The following is a 13,126-nucleotide window of genomic DNA, read 5'->3' as shown; positions in this document are numbered from 1 at the left end:
GCCCGCATCGCCCAACGGATCCTGGCCTTGACCGCCGCCATCTGGCACAACCGCGCCACCAGCCAACCCATCACCCGGTCACTGATCGCCTACGACCACTGACCGGAATTAGGACTTACTCGTCTAGTCCTCCTCAGCTCAGCGCCTGCCGCAGCAGCGCCCCGATCCTCGCCTCGACGTCGGCGGTGATCTCGGTCAGGGCGTACGAGGCCGGCCACATGGTGCCTTCGTCGAGGGCCGCCTCGTCGCTGAAGCCGAGTGTCGCGTAGCGGGCCTTGAACTTCGCCGCAGGCTGGAAGAAGCAGATCATCTTGCCGTCGCGGGCGTACGCGGGCATCCCGTACCACAGCTTCGCCGTGAGGTCGGGCGCGCTGGCCTTGATCAGGGCGTGCAACCGCTCGGCGATCCCCCGGTCGGGCTCCGCCATTTCGGCGATCTTCGCGAGCACCTCGCTCTCCGTATCGGCCTTGGCGCCCCGCCGAGCGGTCGTCTTCAGCTCCTTGGCGCGCTGCTTCATCGCGTCGCGCTCTTCTTCGGTGAAACCGTCGTACTTCTGGCCCTTGGCGGTGGTGGTCTTCGCGGTGTTCGACATGACGACTTCCTCTTTCTGCGACGTGTGGTTCGGGGCGGTGCCGGTCGGGGGTGGTGTCACCACGCGCCCGCCTGCCGGCGGGTCGGCACGTTGAGCCGGTTGAAGGCGTTGGCGATCGCGATGTTGAGCAGCAGTGCGGCCAGCTCCTTCTGGTCGAAGTGCTTGGCGGCCAGGTCCCACACCTGGTCCGGCACCGGGTCCGCCTGGTCGGCGAGCCGGGTCACGGCCTCGGTCAGGGCCAGCGCGGCGCGCTCCTCGCCGCTGAACCACGGCGTCTCCCGCCACGCGGCGACGGCATGCACCTGGTCTGCGGTCACGCCGTGCCGCTGGGCCTGGTGGACGCCCCCGGTCACACACGGAGCGCAGCCGTTGATCTGGCTGGCCCGCAGGTGGCTCAGCGCCAGCAGCTTGCCGTCCACTCCGGCACCCGCGATGGCCTTGTTGAGCGCCATCAGGGCCTCCATCGCCTCGGGGATCAAAGCCGCCGGGTTCGGCATGCGCTCGGTCGACATCGTTTCTCCTTCGTCGTGGGTGTTTCCGACAGGTGCTATCCGACCATCGGCGTGCCGGGGCCCGCCTGGTCCGTGGGACACCGTGGGACAGGCGGAACCCGGTTGAGCTGCGCGAACGCATCGCCGATCCGTCAGCGTGGGCCGGGACGGGTACGGTGTTGCACGTGTCCAGCCCCCAGGAGCGACTGGTGGCTCAGCTCGCCCGGATCAAGGAGCTGAGCGGGCTCAGCCTGCGCGCCCTCGCCCGCCAGACGAATCTGAGCAGCTCGTCGTTGTCGCGATACCTGACCGGCCGGCTCGTGCCGCCATGGGAGGCCGTCGTGGCGCTGTGCCGGGCCGTGGGACGCGATCCCCGGCCACTGCGCGCGCTGTGGGCCGAGGCGACCGAAGCAGGCGCGGCGCCCGCCCGGCGCCGCAACGACCTGCCGGCCGACCTGTTCGACTTCACCGGCAGGGAAGCGGAGTCCGCGCTGGTCGAAGAGCTGCTGCGCACCACTGGCGCGGCCGCGATCGACGGCATGGCGGGCGTGGGCAAGACCAGCCTGGCCGTGCACGTGGCCCATCGGCTCGTCTCCGCGTATCCGGACGGCGGGCTCTATCTCGACCTGCAGGGCTTCACCCCGGGTCAGGAACCACTGGAGCCGCACGCCGCGCTGGGCCGGCTGCTGGGCGCGTTGGACGTCACGCACCCCCCGGCCGGCACCGCCGATCGCGCGGCGCTCTGGCGGTCGGAGCTGTCCCGCAGGCGGATTCTCGTCGTGATCGACAACGCGGTCGACGCGGAGCAGGTGCGTCCGCTGCTCCCCGGCGCGGGGAAGTCCGCGGTCCTGGTCACCAGCCGCCACCGGCTGGTCAGCCTGGACGGAGTGCCGCCGGTGTCCCTGGAGCCGCTGACCGACGACGACGCGGTGCACCTGTTCGGCCGGGCGGCCGGGCTCTCGCTCAGCGAAGAGGAAGCGGTCGGCCAGGTGCTGCGGCAGTGCGGCGGGCTCCCGCTGGCGCTACGGATGGCGGGCGCGCGGCTTCGCCACCGCCCGGGCTGGACGGTGGCGGTGCTGGCCGAGCGGCTGCGCGCCACCCCCAGCCGCTTCGACTCGGCCTTCGGCATGTCGCTGCAGCAGCTCGACGCGGTCCAGCGTCGTGTGTTCCGGCTGCTGGGCGTGCTGCCGGGCGCCGACTTCGACGCGGCGGTGGCGGGCGCGCTCACCGACATGCCGCCCGACCGGGCCGGCGCGGCGCTGGAGGAGCTGGTCGACGCCCACCTGGTCCAGGAGCCCTCGCCCGGGCGCTACCGGATGCACGATCTGATCCGGCAGTACGCGGCGGACCTCGCCGCCGACGAGGAGCCACGGGCCGAAGCCGCCCTGCGCCGGGTCCTGACGCACTATCTGGCGCAGGCCGTCGCCCACGATCGGACCCTGCCCTCGCCGCACCGCACGGAACCCGCGCCGGGAGATCCGGCGAAGGCCATGGCCTGGTTCGACCTCGAGTACGTGAACCTGGTGGCCTGCTTCGACGCCGCCGTGCGGCTCGGCGAGGACGAGGTGGTGGCCGAGCTGCCGCAGGCCATGCGGGTCTGGTTCTTCCGGCACCGTGGAACCGACGACCAGGCACGCCTGCTCGAAGCCGCCGCGGCCGCCGCGGCGCGTCTCGGCCGCGACCAGCAGCGGGTTTCGCTGCTCGCGGACCTCGGCTACGTCCGTGCCACCGCCGGACGCCTCACCGATGCGCTCTCCGCCTACGAACTGGCCGAGCAGTCAGGGCCGGACGACGACATCGCGGCCGCCCTGGCGCTGCGTATCGGCATGGTGCGCCGGGATCTCGGTGACCTCGAAGCGGCACAGGCGCACTTCCGGCGGGCACGCGAGCTGTTCGAGAGGCTCGGGCGCCACGCGGGGCAGTCCCAGGCGCTGGCCTTCGACGGTTGGGTGACACTTCACCTCGGGTGGCGCGGCGAAGCCGTCGAACTCGCCCGGGCATCCGTCGCCCTGGCGGACGGGCCCGCACAGATCACCGGGCTGGTCACCCTCGGTCTCGCCCTGGCGCCGGACGACCCCGCGGAGTCGCTGCGAACGCTGAATGACGCGTTGCAGCTGTCCGAGCAGCACAATCTCCAGCACAACCAGGCGTGGTGCCACAACTATCTCGGTGTCGCGCTGCGGATCACGGGTTCACCCGAGAAGGCGCTCGAACACCACCGGAGGGCCTTCGAGCTGCTGGAACCGCTGGCCGAGGTGCAGCTGGAGATCGATGTCCTGCACACCTACGCCGAGACGTGCCGCGCGGCGGGCCGCTGTGACGAGGCGCTGGCGCTGCTCGACCGGGCCATCGAGCTCGCGCGTGAGCTGGGCCGGCCGTACGACGAGAAGCTCGCCCGCGCCGCGCGGGAGGCCGTGCTCGCCGCCCGCTGAGCCATCCCCGCCGTCCGTACGCGTCGGCGGAACATTTCGGATGCCTTCTCATGATCCGGCCGGTTAGGTTGAGGGGTCGCGGGAGGGATGATCATGTCAGGTGAGTTGACGACCTTGTGGCGGCCGACCGGGCCGGAGGAGTTGGAACTGGTCCGGCGGTCCGGGTGGCGGGCGTGGCCGCCGCGGCTGCCCGAGCAGCCGATCTTCTATCCCGTGCTCAACGAGGACTACGCGATCAGGATCGCCCGTGACTGGAATGCTCCTCACTACGGGGTCGGCTATGTGACCCGTTTTCACGTGCCCGCAGACTTCCTGGCCCGCTATCCGATCCAGCAGGTCGGCGGGGAGACGATCCTCGAACTGTGGGTGCCCGCCGAGGAGCTGGACGAGTTCAACGCGCACATCTCCGGCGTCATCGAAGTGGTGCACGAGTTCCGGCCGGACCTGGACCGAATGTGAGGCGTTCAAGCCTGCGGAAAAGCCTCGCCGTTCCGGCCTGGACTGCCGCGACAGCCCTGGCCGCGGTTCCGACGTGGGAGCTGTGGCGGGAGCGGTGGGAGCTGGAGTACGGCGAGGGCTTCTTCGAGATTCAGGGGTGCGTAGGCATGCTGGGCGGCGACGAATGGCCGCTCTCCACGTTGCGCGATGACCTGTCGAGGGTGGTGGACACCGCCGAGGGCTGGGCGGTCCCCGCTCTGGCCGTGCTCCTGGGGCTCCTGGCGTACGTACGCGACAGGGACCGCGAGGTCGTCGGCCGGCGGGTGGCGGGGCTCCTCGTCGTGATCGCCGTGGTCGAGCCCCTCATCCCGATGTACAGCGAGCCGGGAGGCTGCCTCGGGACGATCCCGCTGCTCAGCGTCGACTGGTTCCGTGCGGTGCTCGGCGGCTGGGGGCCGAACCAGCTTTGCCTCCTGCTCGCGGCGGCGCTGGTGTACGCCGCGTCGCGTACGGCGGCCTGGGAGGAGCCGGTCGCCGCCGCGACCGGGACGGCGTGGCGTCGTCCGGTGGCGGCTCTCATCGACTATCTGGTCGTTGTGACGGCTCTGCGCGTCGTCGTGGAACCCGCCTGGTCGCTGATCTCCTCGGACGGCATCTGGTTCACCTGGTTCGGCCAGGGGCTGCTGGGACGGCTCGACGATGTGCTCGACGCCAGGGCGCGGCCCGAGGAACTGCTCGCCCTGTTCACGCTGCTCCTCTACTTCTGGGCGCAGCACACCTTGTGGGGGCGGACGCTCGGCAAGCGGCTGCTGCGCGTGCGCCTCGTCGACGCGCGGACGGGTGAGCGGCTGGGAGCGGGCAGGGCGGCCCTCCGCACGCTGGCCTTCCCCTGCCTCGCCGTCGTTCCCGACATCGGGCCGGTGCTCCTGCTCGCCGGCGGGCTGGCGGCGTTCCTGGACGCCAGGGGGCAGTTCCTGCACGACCGGCTGCTGGGCGCGGCGGTCGTACGCACCCGTCACACCACAGGCGATCCTCATGCCCCTGATCTCCCGTAGCGACTGCGAGGTCGACGTCCACGATGGGACCTTCTTCATCGTCGACGTGTCGTTCTCCTGGGACCCCTTCGAGCCGTCCGACGACGGCGGCCTCAGCCTCTCGGCCGAGGACGACCTCGTGGGCCTCACGCTCGAAGTGTGGGACGACGAGCCGGGGGATCAGCGCGAGGCGTGGGCGGATGTCGTCACCCGCGTCCTCCGCTCGGAGACGGGAGAAGTCTGCGCGGCGGAGCTGTACACGGGCGTGCAGGACGGGTTTCTGCTCCTCGGCGAGCCGGAGCGGCTGTGGAACGTACGGGTGTACACGCGGGCCGATGACGAAGCGGATCCGCGGGAGCAGTTCTTGGTCCAGTTCTGGCCGCATCGCGGGCCATCCAGCGCCTCGACCTAGATCTAGATCTTCCCTGCACGGGGTCGGGAGAGAACAAGATCCGGCCAACTGTTGGCACGGCCACACGTGTCGTGCCGCACCTCTCGTCGCCGTCCGACGAATCTTCCGTGCGGTGCCAGCGCCGGTCGCACGGCCTGGTGAATCGCCACGACGAGAGGACGTTCATGATGAGGCACATCCGTCGGATGTGTTACCCCGTCGCCGCCCTGCTGGCGGCGGCTGTTCCCCTGACGCTGTCCGGAGCGGTCCCGGCCGACGCCGCGTCCGCCCGTACCGAGCCCGTGGCCACGGTGGCGCAGCGGGCCGCGGCGCCGAACCCCGTGTCGTGTCCCGAGCAGGTGGCGCTGGTCAACGGTGGTTTCGAGAAGCCCGTCGTCGCCGGGACGTGGGCTCCGTTCCCCGACGCCTCGCAGAACAACCCCAACGCGGTGCCGGGCTGGCGGACGACCGCCACCGACCACATGATCGAGGTCTGGAGCCCCCGGATGAACGTTCCGGCGGTCGAGGGCGCGCAGTTCGCGGAGCTGAACGCCAACCAGGTCTCGACCCTCTACCAGGACCGTCCGACCACTCCGGGCCAGAAGCTGTACTGGCGGCTGTCCCACCGCGGGCGTCTCGGCACCGACCAGATGGCGCTGGACATCGGCGCTCCCTCGGGCCCCGCCCAGCAGGGGATCATGTCCGACGGCAACGGGAAGTGGGGCGCCTACCACGGCACCTACACCGTGCCCGCCGGGCAGACGACCACCAGGTTCGCCTTCCGTTCCATCTCCGCGGCCGGAGGCAACGCGTCGGTCGGCAACTTCCTCGACGACGTCTTCTTCGGCACCCCGCCGTGCGTCGTCGTCACCAAGTCCGCCAGTCCCCAGGGGCCGGTGAACGTCGGCGCCGAGATCACCTACCGGCTGACCGCCGTCAACAAGGGCGGCGACGTCGCGCAGAACGTCCGGCTCACCGACAAGGTCCCGGCCGGGACCACCTACGTGCCCGGCTCGCTCCGCGTCGTCGCCGGCCCGGGCAGCGGCGCGATGACCGACCAGGCCGGCGACGACCAGGCCGAGTTCGACGCCGCCACCGGTGCTGTCTCCTTCAGGCTGGGCGACGGCGCCACGGGCACGGCGGGGGGCCGGCTGGCCAACGACACCACCCTGCCGGACGGCACCACCGTGGAGTTCCGGGTCAAGGTCGGCAGGTCGGTCGCGGGCAAGCAGGTCGTCAACAGCGGCGCGGTCGCCTACGAGAACCGGCTCGGTCCCGAGCCCGAGCCGCTGACCTCCACCAGCGGGGACGCCGTCACCGAGGTCAATCCGGCCGTCGACCTGAGCGTGGTCAAGTCCGCGGACAAGACCGAGGTCACCGTGGGGGAGACCGTCACCTACCGCGTCACGATCGCCAACGCCGGGCCCAACGACGCCACCGGCGTCGCCGTCAAGGACGCCCTGCCGGCCAACCTCGCCTTCCTGTCGTCCACGCCCTCGGCCGGCACGTACGCCAAGGGAACGTGGACCGTGGGAACGCTGGCCAGTGGCGCGACGGCCACGCTGGTCGTCCACGCGAAGGCCACCGCGATCGGGGAGACGGTCAACACCGCCACCGTCGGCGGCAAGGAGCTCGACCTCGACCCGGCCAACGACAGCGACGCGGTCAAGGTCTGCGTCCAGCGCGAGCCGTTCTGCCCGTACTGCACGCCCGGGGGCAAGCAGGACGCCGGGAAGTAACCTGCTGAAATCGGGAGCCGCCGGGACTACCGTTGTGTCGCCGAAGACGGGCCACGACGGAGAGGACCGATATGGCAGGCAATCTTCTGGACGAGCTGTACGAGGCCGAGCGGCGGCTGCAGAAGGCGCAGCTCACCGGTGACGTGGAGGAGCTCGACCGGCTGCTCGACGAGCGGCTCGTCTTCACGGGACCGCCGGACGGCCGGCTGCACACGGAGGCCAAGCAACTCGATCTCCACAACCACCGCTCGCGTACGCAGGTGATGACGAAGGTTGCCGAGGAGGACCTCACCGTCGTCGTCTCGGGGACGACCGGGGTCACGTGCTTCCTCGGCACCCTCGAAGGCGCCTTCGACGGCGAGCCGTTCGCCGGCCGGCTGCGCTACACGCGCACGTGGGTGCACACCGGCGAGTACGGCTGGCGCGTCCTGGCGGCCCACGCCAGTGAGGCGTGACGCGAGGTTCGGCGTCGCGAGGCCCCTCCGGACCATCCGGAGGGGCCTTCGCACGTACCGGGCCGGAAACACGCGAGCGGCGAATCGCCGCGAAGACGCGAGCAGCGGATCGGCGGGGGTGCGCGTTCACACTGCATGGATCGTGAATCCCTACGGCTGACGGCGCTCGCGCCGCCCGCGCCGCCTCCCAAGACCGATCTGGCGGGGCTGTACCGCGAGCACCGGGTCGGCCTGGTGCGGCTCGCGGTGCTGCTCGTCGGCGACCTGGAGACGGCGGAGGACGTGGTGCAGGACGTCTTCGCCCGGCTGCAGGGCCGGCGGCGGCCCCCGGACCTGACGCTCGCCTATCTGCGGACCTGTGTGCTCAACGGGTCGCGGTCGGTGCTGCGCCGCCGTGCGGTCATGCTGCGCCGCACGCAGCGGGTCACCGACCTCGCCGACTCGGCGGAGACCGCCGTCCTCATCGGCGAGTCCCGCAGGCAGATGCTGCAGGCACTGGCCCGGCTGCCGCGGCGCCAGCGGGAGGCGCTGGTGCTGCGTTACTACCTCGACCTGGCGGACTCCGAGATCGCCCTGGTCATGGGGGTGGGGCAGAGCACCGTCAGATCCACGACCGCACGAGCCCTGGCCAAACTCCTCCGCGAACTGGGAGAGGACGCATGAGCACCATCGAGGATCGGCTCCGTGACGCCATGGCGGCCCGCGCGCGTACGGTGCCGGACGACGGCCTCGCCCACGCGCTGCCCGCGCCACGCCGCACCCGGCCGCGCGGCCTCGCGATCGCCGCGGCGGCCCTCGCGATGGCTGCGACGACCGTGGGCGTCGCACGGTTCGCGCAGCCGTCACCGGACCCCCGGGAGGTCAGCCTCGCCGTGATGTCGCTGAGCGGCGCGGCGGCCTCGTACGACGGGGTCGACGTCTCGGTCTACCTCTGTGTGGACGACTCAGCCTTCGAGGAGTGCAAGGGCGGCGGGGCCACCGACAGGGAGAAGGCGAACATCGAGCGGGTTCTTCAGGCCCGCCCCGATGTGCAGACCATCGTGTTCGAGGACCAGCGGACGGCGTTCGAGAAGTTCCGTAGATTCGAGACGAATCCCTTGCTGCTGAAGGTGACCACACTCGAGGACATGCCGGAGTCCTTCCGCCTGAAAGTCGCCCCCGCCGCCGACCCCCTGGCCGTGGCCGGGGCGGCGAGCGAACTGCCAGGGGTGTCCGTCGTCGTCGCCGAAGGGTGTCTGATCGACAACCTGAGCCGGCAGGGGGAAAGCTCCAGGCAATGCAGCTTCCCCGGCAGGGGGCGCTGACGCGTACGGACAGCGGAAGGGGCACGGGCGGGAACGCCCGTGCCCCTCATGGCCCTACTGGATGTCAGGACCTCGCTTCCCGGCTCACGGGTCGCAGTCCTCGCTGGAGGAGCGCATCATGGGCCGGCTGTAGCTGGTGACCTGCCGTGACTCGGTGACGTACCGGGTCTCGCTGACCGGACGCTGGTAGGTCATCATGCGCGTGTAGCTGACCGGACGGCTCTCGCTGACGAAGCGCGTGGACTTGACCTCGTGAGTCTCCGGCACCATCCGGGTGTAGCTGACCGGACGGCTTTCCGTGACGAAGCGTGTCTCCGAGACCGGGCGCTGGAAGGTGACCTGGTGGGTCACCGGACGGCTCTCGGTGACGTACCGCGTCTCGGTGATGGGCCGCTGGTAGGTCACCTGGTGGGTGACCGGACGGCTCTCGGTGACGTAGCTCACCACGGGACGCTGGTAGGTGACGTACCGCGTCACCGGACGCGACTCGGTGACGTACCGCGTCTGGGTGATCGGGCGCTGGTAGGTCACCTGGCGGGTGACCGGCCGGCTTTCTGTGACCATGCGCGTGTAGGTCACGGGGCGCTGGTAGGACACCTGGCGCGTTTCGGTGACCGGACGCATCCGGGTGACCATTCGCGTCTCGGTGACCGGGCGCTGGAAGGTGACCTGCCGGGTGAACGTGACCGGACGGCTCTCGGTCACCATGCGCGTCTGCGTGACCGGGCGCTGGTAGGTGATCGTCCGCGTGTAGCTGATCGGACGGCTGTACGACGACTCCTCACGGAGCGCCGGACTGCTGCTCCGCAGCAACGACGAGCGCAGCGACGACGCGCGCAGTGACGACGAGCGCAGCGACGACTCGCCCAGCGAGGCCCGCGAGTGGTGGTAGGCGAGGTTTCCCTGGGACTGGCTGCCGCTCGACTCCTCGCTCGATGAACCTTCCTGGGCGCTCTCCCGCCCGTACCCGCTCTCCTCCTCGTACGCGCTTCCGCTCTGCTGAGCCGCCTCCTCCGACTGTTCGCCGAGGCTGGTGCCCGGCTCCTCGGCCCGCGGCGCGCTGAGCGCGGCGGCGAGGCCGGAGGGGTGGGCGGCGGTGGAGGCCGATGCGATGGCCGGCCAGAGCGTGACCGCGGACAGGACTGCCGGACCCAGCAGTAATGAGAATCGAGTGCCGTGCATAGAGATACTCCTCTCCGATCAGCGATCGGTCGTATCTCAATCGTTGGCACACGCCGCCGGAGCCCGTCCAGGCGAGTTGACCCCTCCCGGGCCGTTCGCTGTGGCATTTCATGTGTGCCCATGGGCGTGGCTGTCGACGACGACGTCGATGACCGGCCTCCGCTTTGCCCCCACATTTCGCCGGCAATGCGCTTCGACTAATTGCCGAGACGTTTACGGATTCGGCATTGCGTGTTTTCCGGAGAAAGCGCAGGCTCAGCGGTGGGCGATGACGGCGTACCGTTCGTCGTGGATGGGCTTGCCCCACAGCACGGGGTCGGTCAGCGGCTCCACTCGCACGCTCGCGGCGTACGGCCGCAGCACCTCGACGAGGGGCTCGGCGCTCACCCCGCCGAGCCAGGGCAGGGAGCCGGCGCCCGGCACGTACGGCGGGCCGTCCCCGGAGGCCTGCCAGTTGCCCTCGATGAGGATCAGCCGGCCGTGCGGGCGCAGCAGACTCATCCAGGTGTGCAACGCGCGCTCCGGCGCGGGCAGGGTCCACAGCAGGTGCCGGGCCAGGACGACGTCGAAGGAGCTTCCTGCGGCGGCCGGCGGGTCGCTCGCGTCGCCGGTGAGGACGGGCGCGGTGAAGCCCGCCGCGGCGAGCTTGCCCCGGGCCGCCTCGGCCATCCGGGGGGACAGGTCCACGCCCACCGGCCGGTGTCCCTGCTCGGCCAGCAGCAGCGTCAGCGACCCGGTGCCGCAGCCCAGGTCGAGGACGTCGGTGGGAGGCCGCGGCATCCAGGACCGCAGCCGTCCCGCCCAGGCCGCGCGGACCCGGAGGTCGCGGAGCCCGTGGTCGGCTTCGTCGTCGAAGGTGTCTGCCTCCGCGTCCCAGTAGGAGGCGATCGACTGGGGATCCAGATCAGGCACGGACGCATCTTGTCACCCGCAGCCGACAAAAGTGGATGCAAAGGGCAAGACGGGTGATATTCGCAGGGGTCAGACGGCCTGTGGAGGTGAACGGTTCACCTCGCAAGAGGCTCCGGAGACGCCAGGACCCCGGCAGGAGGATCTCCTGCCGGGGTCCCGCACGTGTGGTGCCGGTGCCGGGTCGCCTCTCGGCGAAAGGCACAACGCGGCTCCAGCCGAACGGTAGTCCGCGAAGGCAAATTAGGTGAGGCCCGGGGACACCTGCACACCGGCCACGCTTCATCCAACCACGTGTCCGCACTCGTTGTTCCCGGGCCACGCCATCTTTTTCCGAGCCGATCTCCGCGCCCGCCGCTCACCCACCGCTCAATCCTTGAGGAAGACGGTCTTTCCGGACGTGCCGGGGAAGACGAGGACCAGGTGCTCTTCGACCGGGCCGTCGGACTCGTACGTCATCGCCTCCTCCTGTTTCCGCATGTAGACGCGGACGCGATAGCGGCCGGGCCCGGCGGAGGCGAGGTTCGGCAGAGGGGGGCTGTCCTCTCCGAGGAGTTCGAGCGTGCCGTCCGGGCTGTCGACGCCGGTCTCGACGACCGTGTCCCAGCCCGTCAGCCGTACGCGGGGAGCCTGGCGCAGCGCCTTGACCGTCAGGCAGATCGGGTAGTTGTCCACGGCGGTGCCGACCGAGACTGCGGTCGTCGTCAGCCAGTCGATGGCGTCGTCGAACGCGCGGTCCAGTCTGCGCGGCCGCTCCTCGCCGGACCGGCCCGTGCCGCCGTCGACCAGATAGCCGCCGCCCTCGCCCACGAAAAGGGCCGTGGTCGCCTGCCGCACCGGCCGCAGGCGGCGGGCAGGGTCCGCGCAACGGGCGGTCATCCGCGCCCGGTACTCGTCTATCTTCCGCTGGGCCTCGGCCTCCGACATCACGAGTTCGGGCCACTTCCGGGCGACCGCGTCCGGGCACAGGAAGACCAGCGCCTCCGCGAGTTGGTAGCTCCAGTCGTACGCCCCGGCCTGGTCGAGCAGGGTGCGGACGCGCGGCTCGGTGGAGGGCCGTCCGGCGACGCCGCACAATGCCCGTCCGAACGACAGCAGCTCCCGATCGGGCAGCCCCATGAGCCGCGGAGCGTACCCCGCGACGTCCCGCGCCATGCAGAGGAAGGCGAGTTGGCGGTCGCGGGGCGCGGTGTCGCCGTACGACCGGTGGATCACGGTCCACGGGTCGCAATCGGGCTCCGCGGCGAACCCGCCCTCGCCTCCGACCTCGCCTTCGCCTGCGTCGACGTCATCGCCGATGCTCAGGGTCGTGCTCTCGCTCTCCGCGGACTTCTCAGCGGCCTTCTCCGCGGCCTTCTCGGCCGCGCCGGCGAGCAGTCGCTCCGTCTCGGGATCCCTGCCGGCCCCGGCGACCGGGGAGTCGGTGTCCGGATAATCGGGGAACAGGCGCATGACCACGTCGAGGCCGGTGTAGCGGTCGTCGGCTCCCCGGTCCGCCACGGGCACGGCCAGCAGGAGGCAGCACACCGCGAGCCCCCCGGCCGTACGGCGCAGCCGGTCACGGGGGCGGGACCAGGCGGGCCGGACGGCCGACAGGATCAGGGCGGCGGCGACCACGTCGCAGGCGCTCACGCCCAGGTTCCACACGGCCATCGGCTCCCACTGCCCCCAGCACCCGGAGCCGACCGTGACCAGGTCGTACGCGACGAGCGCCGGGTTCACGAGCGCCAGGAGCAGCCCGTGGCAGGCGACGACGCGACCCGTCACCCGGCTCGGGAGCCCGCCGCGCGTCACCAGCCAGAGCGCGAAGGCGAGAGGGACGGCGACGACATGCGCCCAGAGCAGGTACGCCATGAGCGGAGCGGAGAACAACGTCGTCTGGAATTCGAAGGCCGGACAGGACGGGATATCGCCGAACACCGTGAATCCGGAGTAGACCTCCCCGCCCGGAAACACCCACGGCACCAGAGGCAGCAGCGTCATCACGGTCGCGACCGTCCACAGCCAGAAACCTCGTGATCGCCACATGACGCCACTCCCGGTCCGCCCGACAAAACCAGAGGCACCTTATCCACAGGAAGATCGAAATGTACGGATGATGGGGAAAGGGCCGCGGCCGCCGTTTCCTCCGGTTGATCCGGCGTGCGCGGGGCGAAAAA

Annotated in this window: 13 protein-coding genes; 8 read left to right on the top strand and 5 right to left on the bottom strand. The window is 70.8% G+C overall.

Translation table 11 applies throughout. The features are described 5' to 3' along the window. Positions 1 to 133: 133 nt before the first annotated feature. Together FLW16_RS39040 and FLW16_RS39035 are read right to left on the bottom strand one after the other, a co-directional pair. Positions 134 to 592: an iron chaperone gene (locus tag FLW16_RS39040; RefSeq protein ID WP_142566026.1), complete on the bottom strand. Its 459-nt coding sequence runs from the start codon at positions 590 to 592 to the stop codon at positions 134 to 136. Positions 593 to 648: 56 nt separating this feature from the next. Next, a complete protein-coding gene (locus FLW16_RS39035) occupies positions 649 to 1,104 on the bottom strand; it encodes a carboxymuconolactone decarboxylase family protein (protein ID WP_142566025.1) in 456 nt (151 codons plus the stop codon). A gap of 164 nt (positions 1,105 to 1,268) precedes the next feature. Between FLW16_RS39035 and FLW16_RS39030 the strand changes: the two genes are divergently transcribed. From FLW16_RS39030 to FLW16_RS38995, 8 genes are all read left to right on the top strand, one after another. Further along, a complete protein-coding gene (locus tag FLW16_RS39030; RefSeq protein ID WP_221891502.1) occupies positions 1,269 to 3,515 on the top strand; it encodes a helix-turn-helix domain-containing protein in 2,247 nt (748 codons plus the stop codon). A 93-nt stretch (positions 3,516 to 3,608) separates the two neighbouring features. Beyond that, the gene (locus FLW16_RS39025; RefSeq protein WP_221891501.1) at positions 3,609 to 3,974 is read left to right on the top strand and encodes an ADP-ribosylation/crystallin J1; all 366 of its coding nucleotides are present in this window, start codon (positions 3,609 to 3,611) and stop codon (positions 3,972 to 3,974) included. Beyond that, on the top strand, positions 3,971 to 5,008 hold the full coding sequence (locus tag FLW16_RS39020) for an RDD family protein (protein WP_142566022.1): 1,038 nt from the start codon (positions 3,971 to 3,973) through the stop codon (positions 5,006 to 5,008). Before FLW16_RS39025 ends, FLW16_RS39020 begins: the two co-directional genes overlap by 4 nt. After that, positions 4,989 to 5,399 carry a hypothetical protein gene (locus tag FLW16_RS39015; protein ID WP_142566021.1) on the top strand — a complete coding sequence of 137 codons (411 nt, stop codon included), beginning with the start codon at positions 4,989 to 4,991 and terminating at the stop codon, positions 5,397 to 5,399. The genes FLW16_RS39020 and FLW16_RS39015 overlap by 20 nt, the downstream gene beginning before the upstream one ends. Positions 5,400 to 5,566: 167 nt before the next feature. Next, positions 5,567 to 7,117 (top strand): CARDB domain-containing protein, encoded by a 1,551-nt coding sequence (locus tag FLW16_RS39010; protein WP_221891500.1) that lies wholly within the window; start codon positions 5,567 to 5,569, stop codon positions 7,115 to 7,117. A gap of 71 nt (positions 7,118 to 7,188) precedes the next feature. Beyond that, positions 7,189 to 7,572: a nuclear transport factor 2 family protein gene (locus FLW16_RS39005; RefSeq protein ID WP_142566020.1), complete on the top strand. Its 384-nt coding sequence runs from the start codon at positions 7,189 to 7,191 to the stop codon at positions 7,570 to 7,572. A gap of 135 nt (positions 7,573 to 7,707) precedes the next feature. After that, complete coding sequence (locus FLW16_RS39000; protein ID WP_142566019.1) at positions 7,708 to 8,235, top strand: sigma-70 family RNA polymerase sigma factor; 528 nt, start codon at positions 7,708 to 7,710, stop codon at positions 8,233 to 8,235. After that, positions 8,232 to 8,876: a permease-like cell division protein FtsX gene (locus FLW16_RS38995; protein ID WP_142566018.1), complete on the top strand. Its 645-nt coding sequence runs from the start codon at positions 8,232 to 8,234 to the stop codon at positions 8,874 to 8,876. The genes FLW16_RS39000 and FLW16_RS38995 overlap by 4 nt, the downstream gene beginning before the upstream one ends. A gap of 84 nt (positions 8,877 to 8,960) precedes the next feature. Here FLW16_RS38995 and FLW16_RS38990 read toward each other — a convergent pair whose 3' ends face one another. The 3 genes from FLW16_RS38990 to FLW16_RS38980 all read right to left on the bottom strand — a co-directional run bounded on the left by FLW16_RS38990 (position 8,961) and on the right by FLW16_RS38980 (position 12,995). Then, the gene (locus FLW16_RS38990; protein ID WP_142566017.1) at positions 8,961 to 10,058 is read right to left on the bottom strand and encodes a hypothetical protein; all 1,098 of its coding nucleotides are present in this window, start codon (positions 10,056 to 10,058) and stop codon (positions 8,961 to 8,963) included. Positions 10,059 to 10,313: 255 nt separating this feature from the next. Then, positions 10,314 to 10,970 (bottom strand): class I SAM-dependent methyltransferase, encoded by a 657-nt coding sequence (locus FLW16_RS38985; RefSeq protein ID WP_221891499.1) that lies wholly within the window; start codon positions 10,968 to 10,970, stop codon positions 10,314 to 10,316. Positions 10,971 to 11,336: 366 nt separating this feature from the next. Next, the gene (locus tag FLW16_RS38980; protein ID WP_142566016.1) at positions 11,337 to 12,995 is read right to left on the bottom strand and encodes a hypothetical protein; all 1,659 of its coding nucleotides are present in this window, start codon (positions 12,993 to 12,995) and stop codon (positions 11,337 to 11,339) included. Between the last annotated feature and the right edge of the window lie 131 nt (positions 12,996 to 13,126).

The organism is Microbispora sp. KK1-11 (genome assembly GCF_006874435.1).
GTDB lineage: Bacteria > Actinomycetota > Actinomycetes > Streptosporangiales > Streptosporangiaceae > Microbispora > Microbispora catharanthi.
Note: the sequence above shows the minus strand (reverse complement) of the source record. Positions and strands in the feature narration are given on the sequence as shown.

Excerpts from the sequence above, each read along its gene's own strand:
- FLW16_RS39040 (WP_142566026.1), bottom strand. The coding sequence starts at position 592 with ATGTCGAACACCGCGAAGACCACCACCGCCAAGGGCCAGAAGTACGAC.
- FLW16_RS39035 (WP_142566025.1), bottom strand. The coding sequence starts at position 1,104 with ATGTCGACCGAGCGCATGCCGAACCCGGCGGCTTTGATCCCCGAGGCG.
- FLW16_RS39025 (WP_221891501.1), top strand. The coding sequence starts at position 3,609 with ATGTCAGGTGAGTTGACGACCTTGTGGCGGCCGACCGGGCCGGAGGAG.
- FLW16_RS39015 (WP_142566021.1), top strand. The coding sequence starts at position 4,989 with ATGCCCCTGATCTCCCGTAGCGACTGCGAGGTCGACGTCCACGATGGG.
- FLW16_RS39010 (WP_221891500.1), top strand. The coding sequence starts at position 5,567 with ATGAGGCACATCCGTCGGATGTGTTACCCCGTCGCCGCCCTGCTGGCG.
- FLW16_RS39005 (WP_142566020.1), top strand. The coding sequence starts at position 7,189 with ATGGCAGGCAATCTTCTGGACGAGCTGTACGAGGCCGAGCGGCGGCTG.
- FLW16_RS39000 (WP_142566019.1), top strand. The coding sequence starts at position 7,708 with ATGGATCGTGAATCCCTACGGCTGACGGCGCTCGCGCCGCCCGCGCCG.
- FLW16_RS38995 (WP_142566018.1), top strand. The coding sequence starts at position 8,232 with ATGAGCACCATCGAGGATCGGCTCCGTGACGCCATGGCGGCCCGCGCG.
- FLW16_RS38990 (WP_142566017.1), bottom strand. The coding sequence starts at position 10,058 with ATGCACGGCACTCGATTCTCATTACTGCTGGGTCCGGCAGTCCTGTCC.
- FLW16_RS38980 (WP_142566016.1), bottom strand. The coding sequence starts at position 12,995 with ATGTGGCGATCACGAGGTTTCTGGCTGTGGACGGTCGCGACCGTGATG.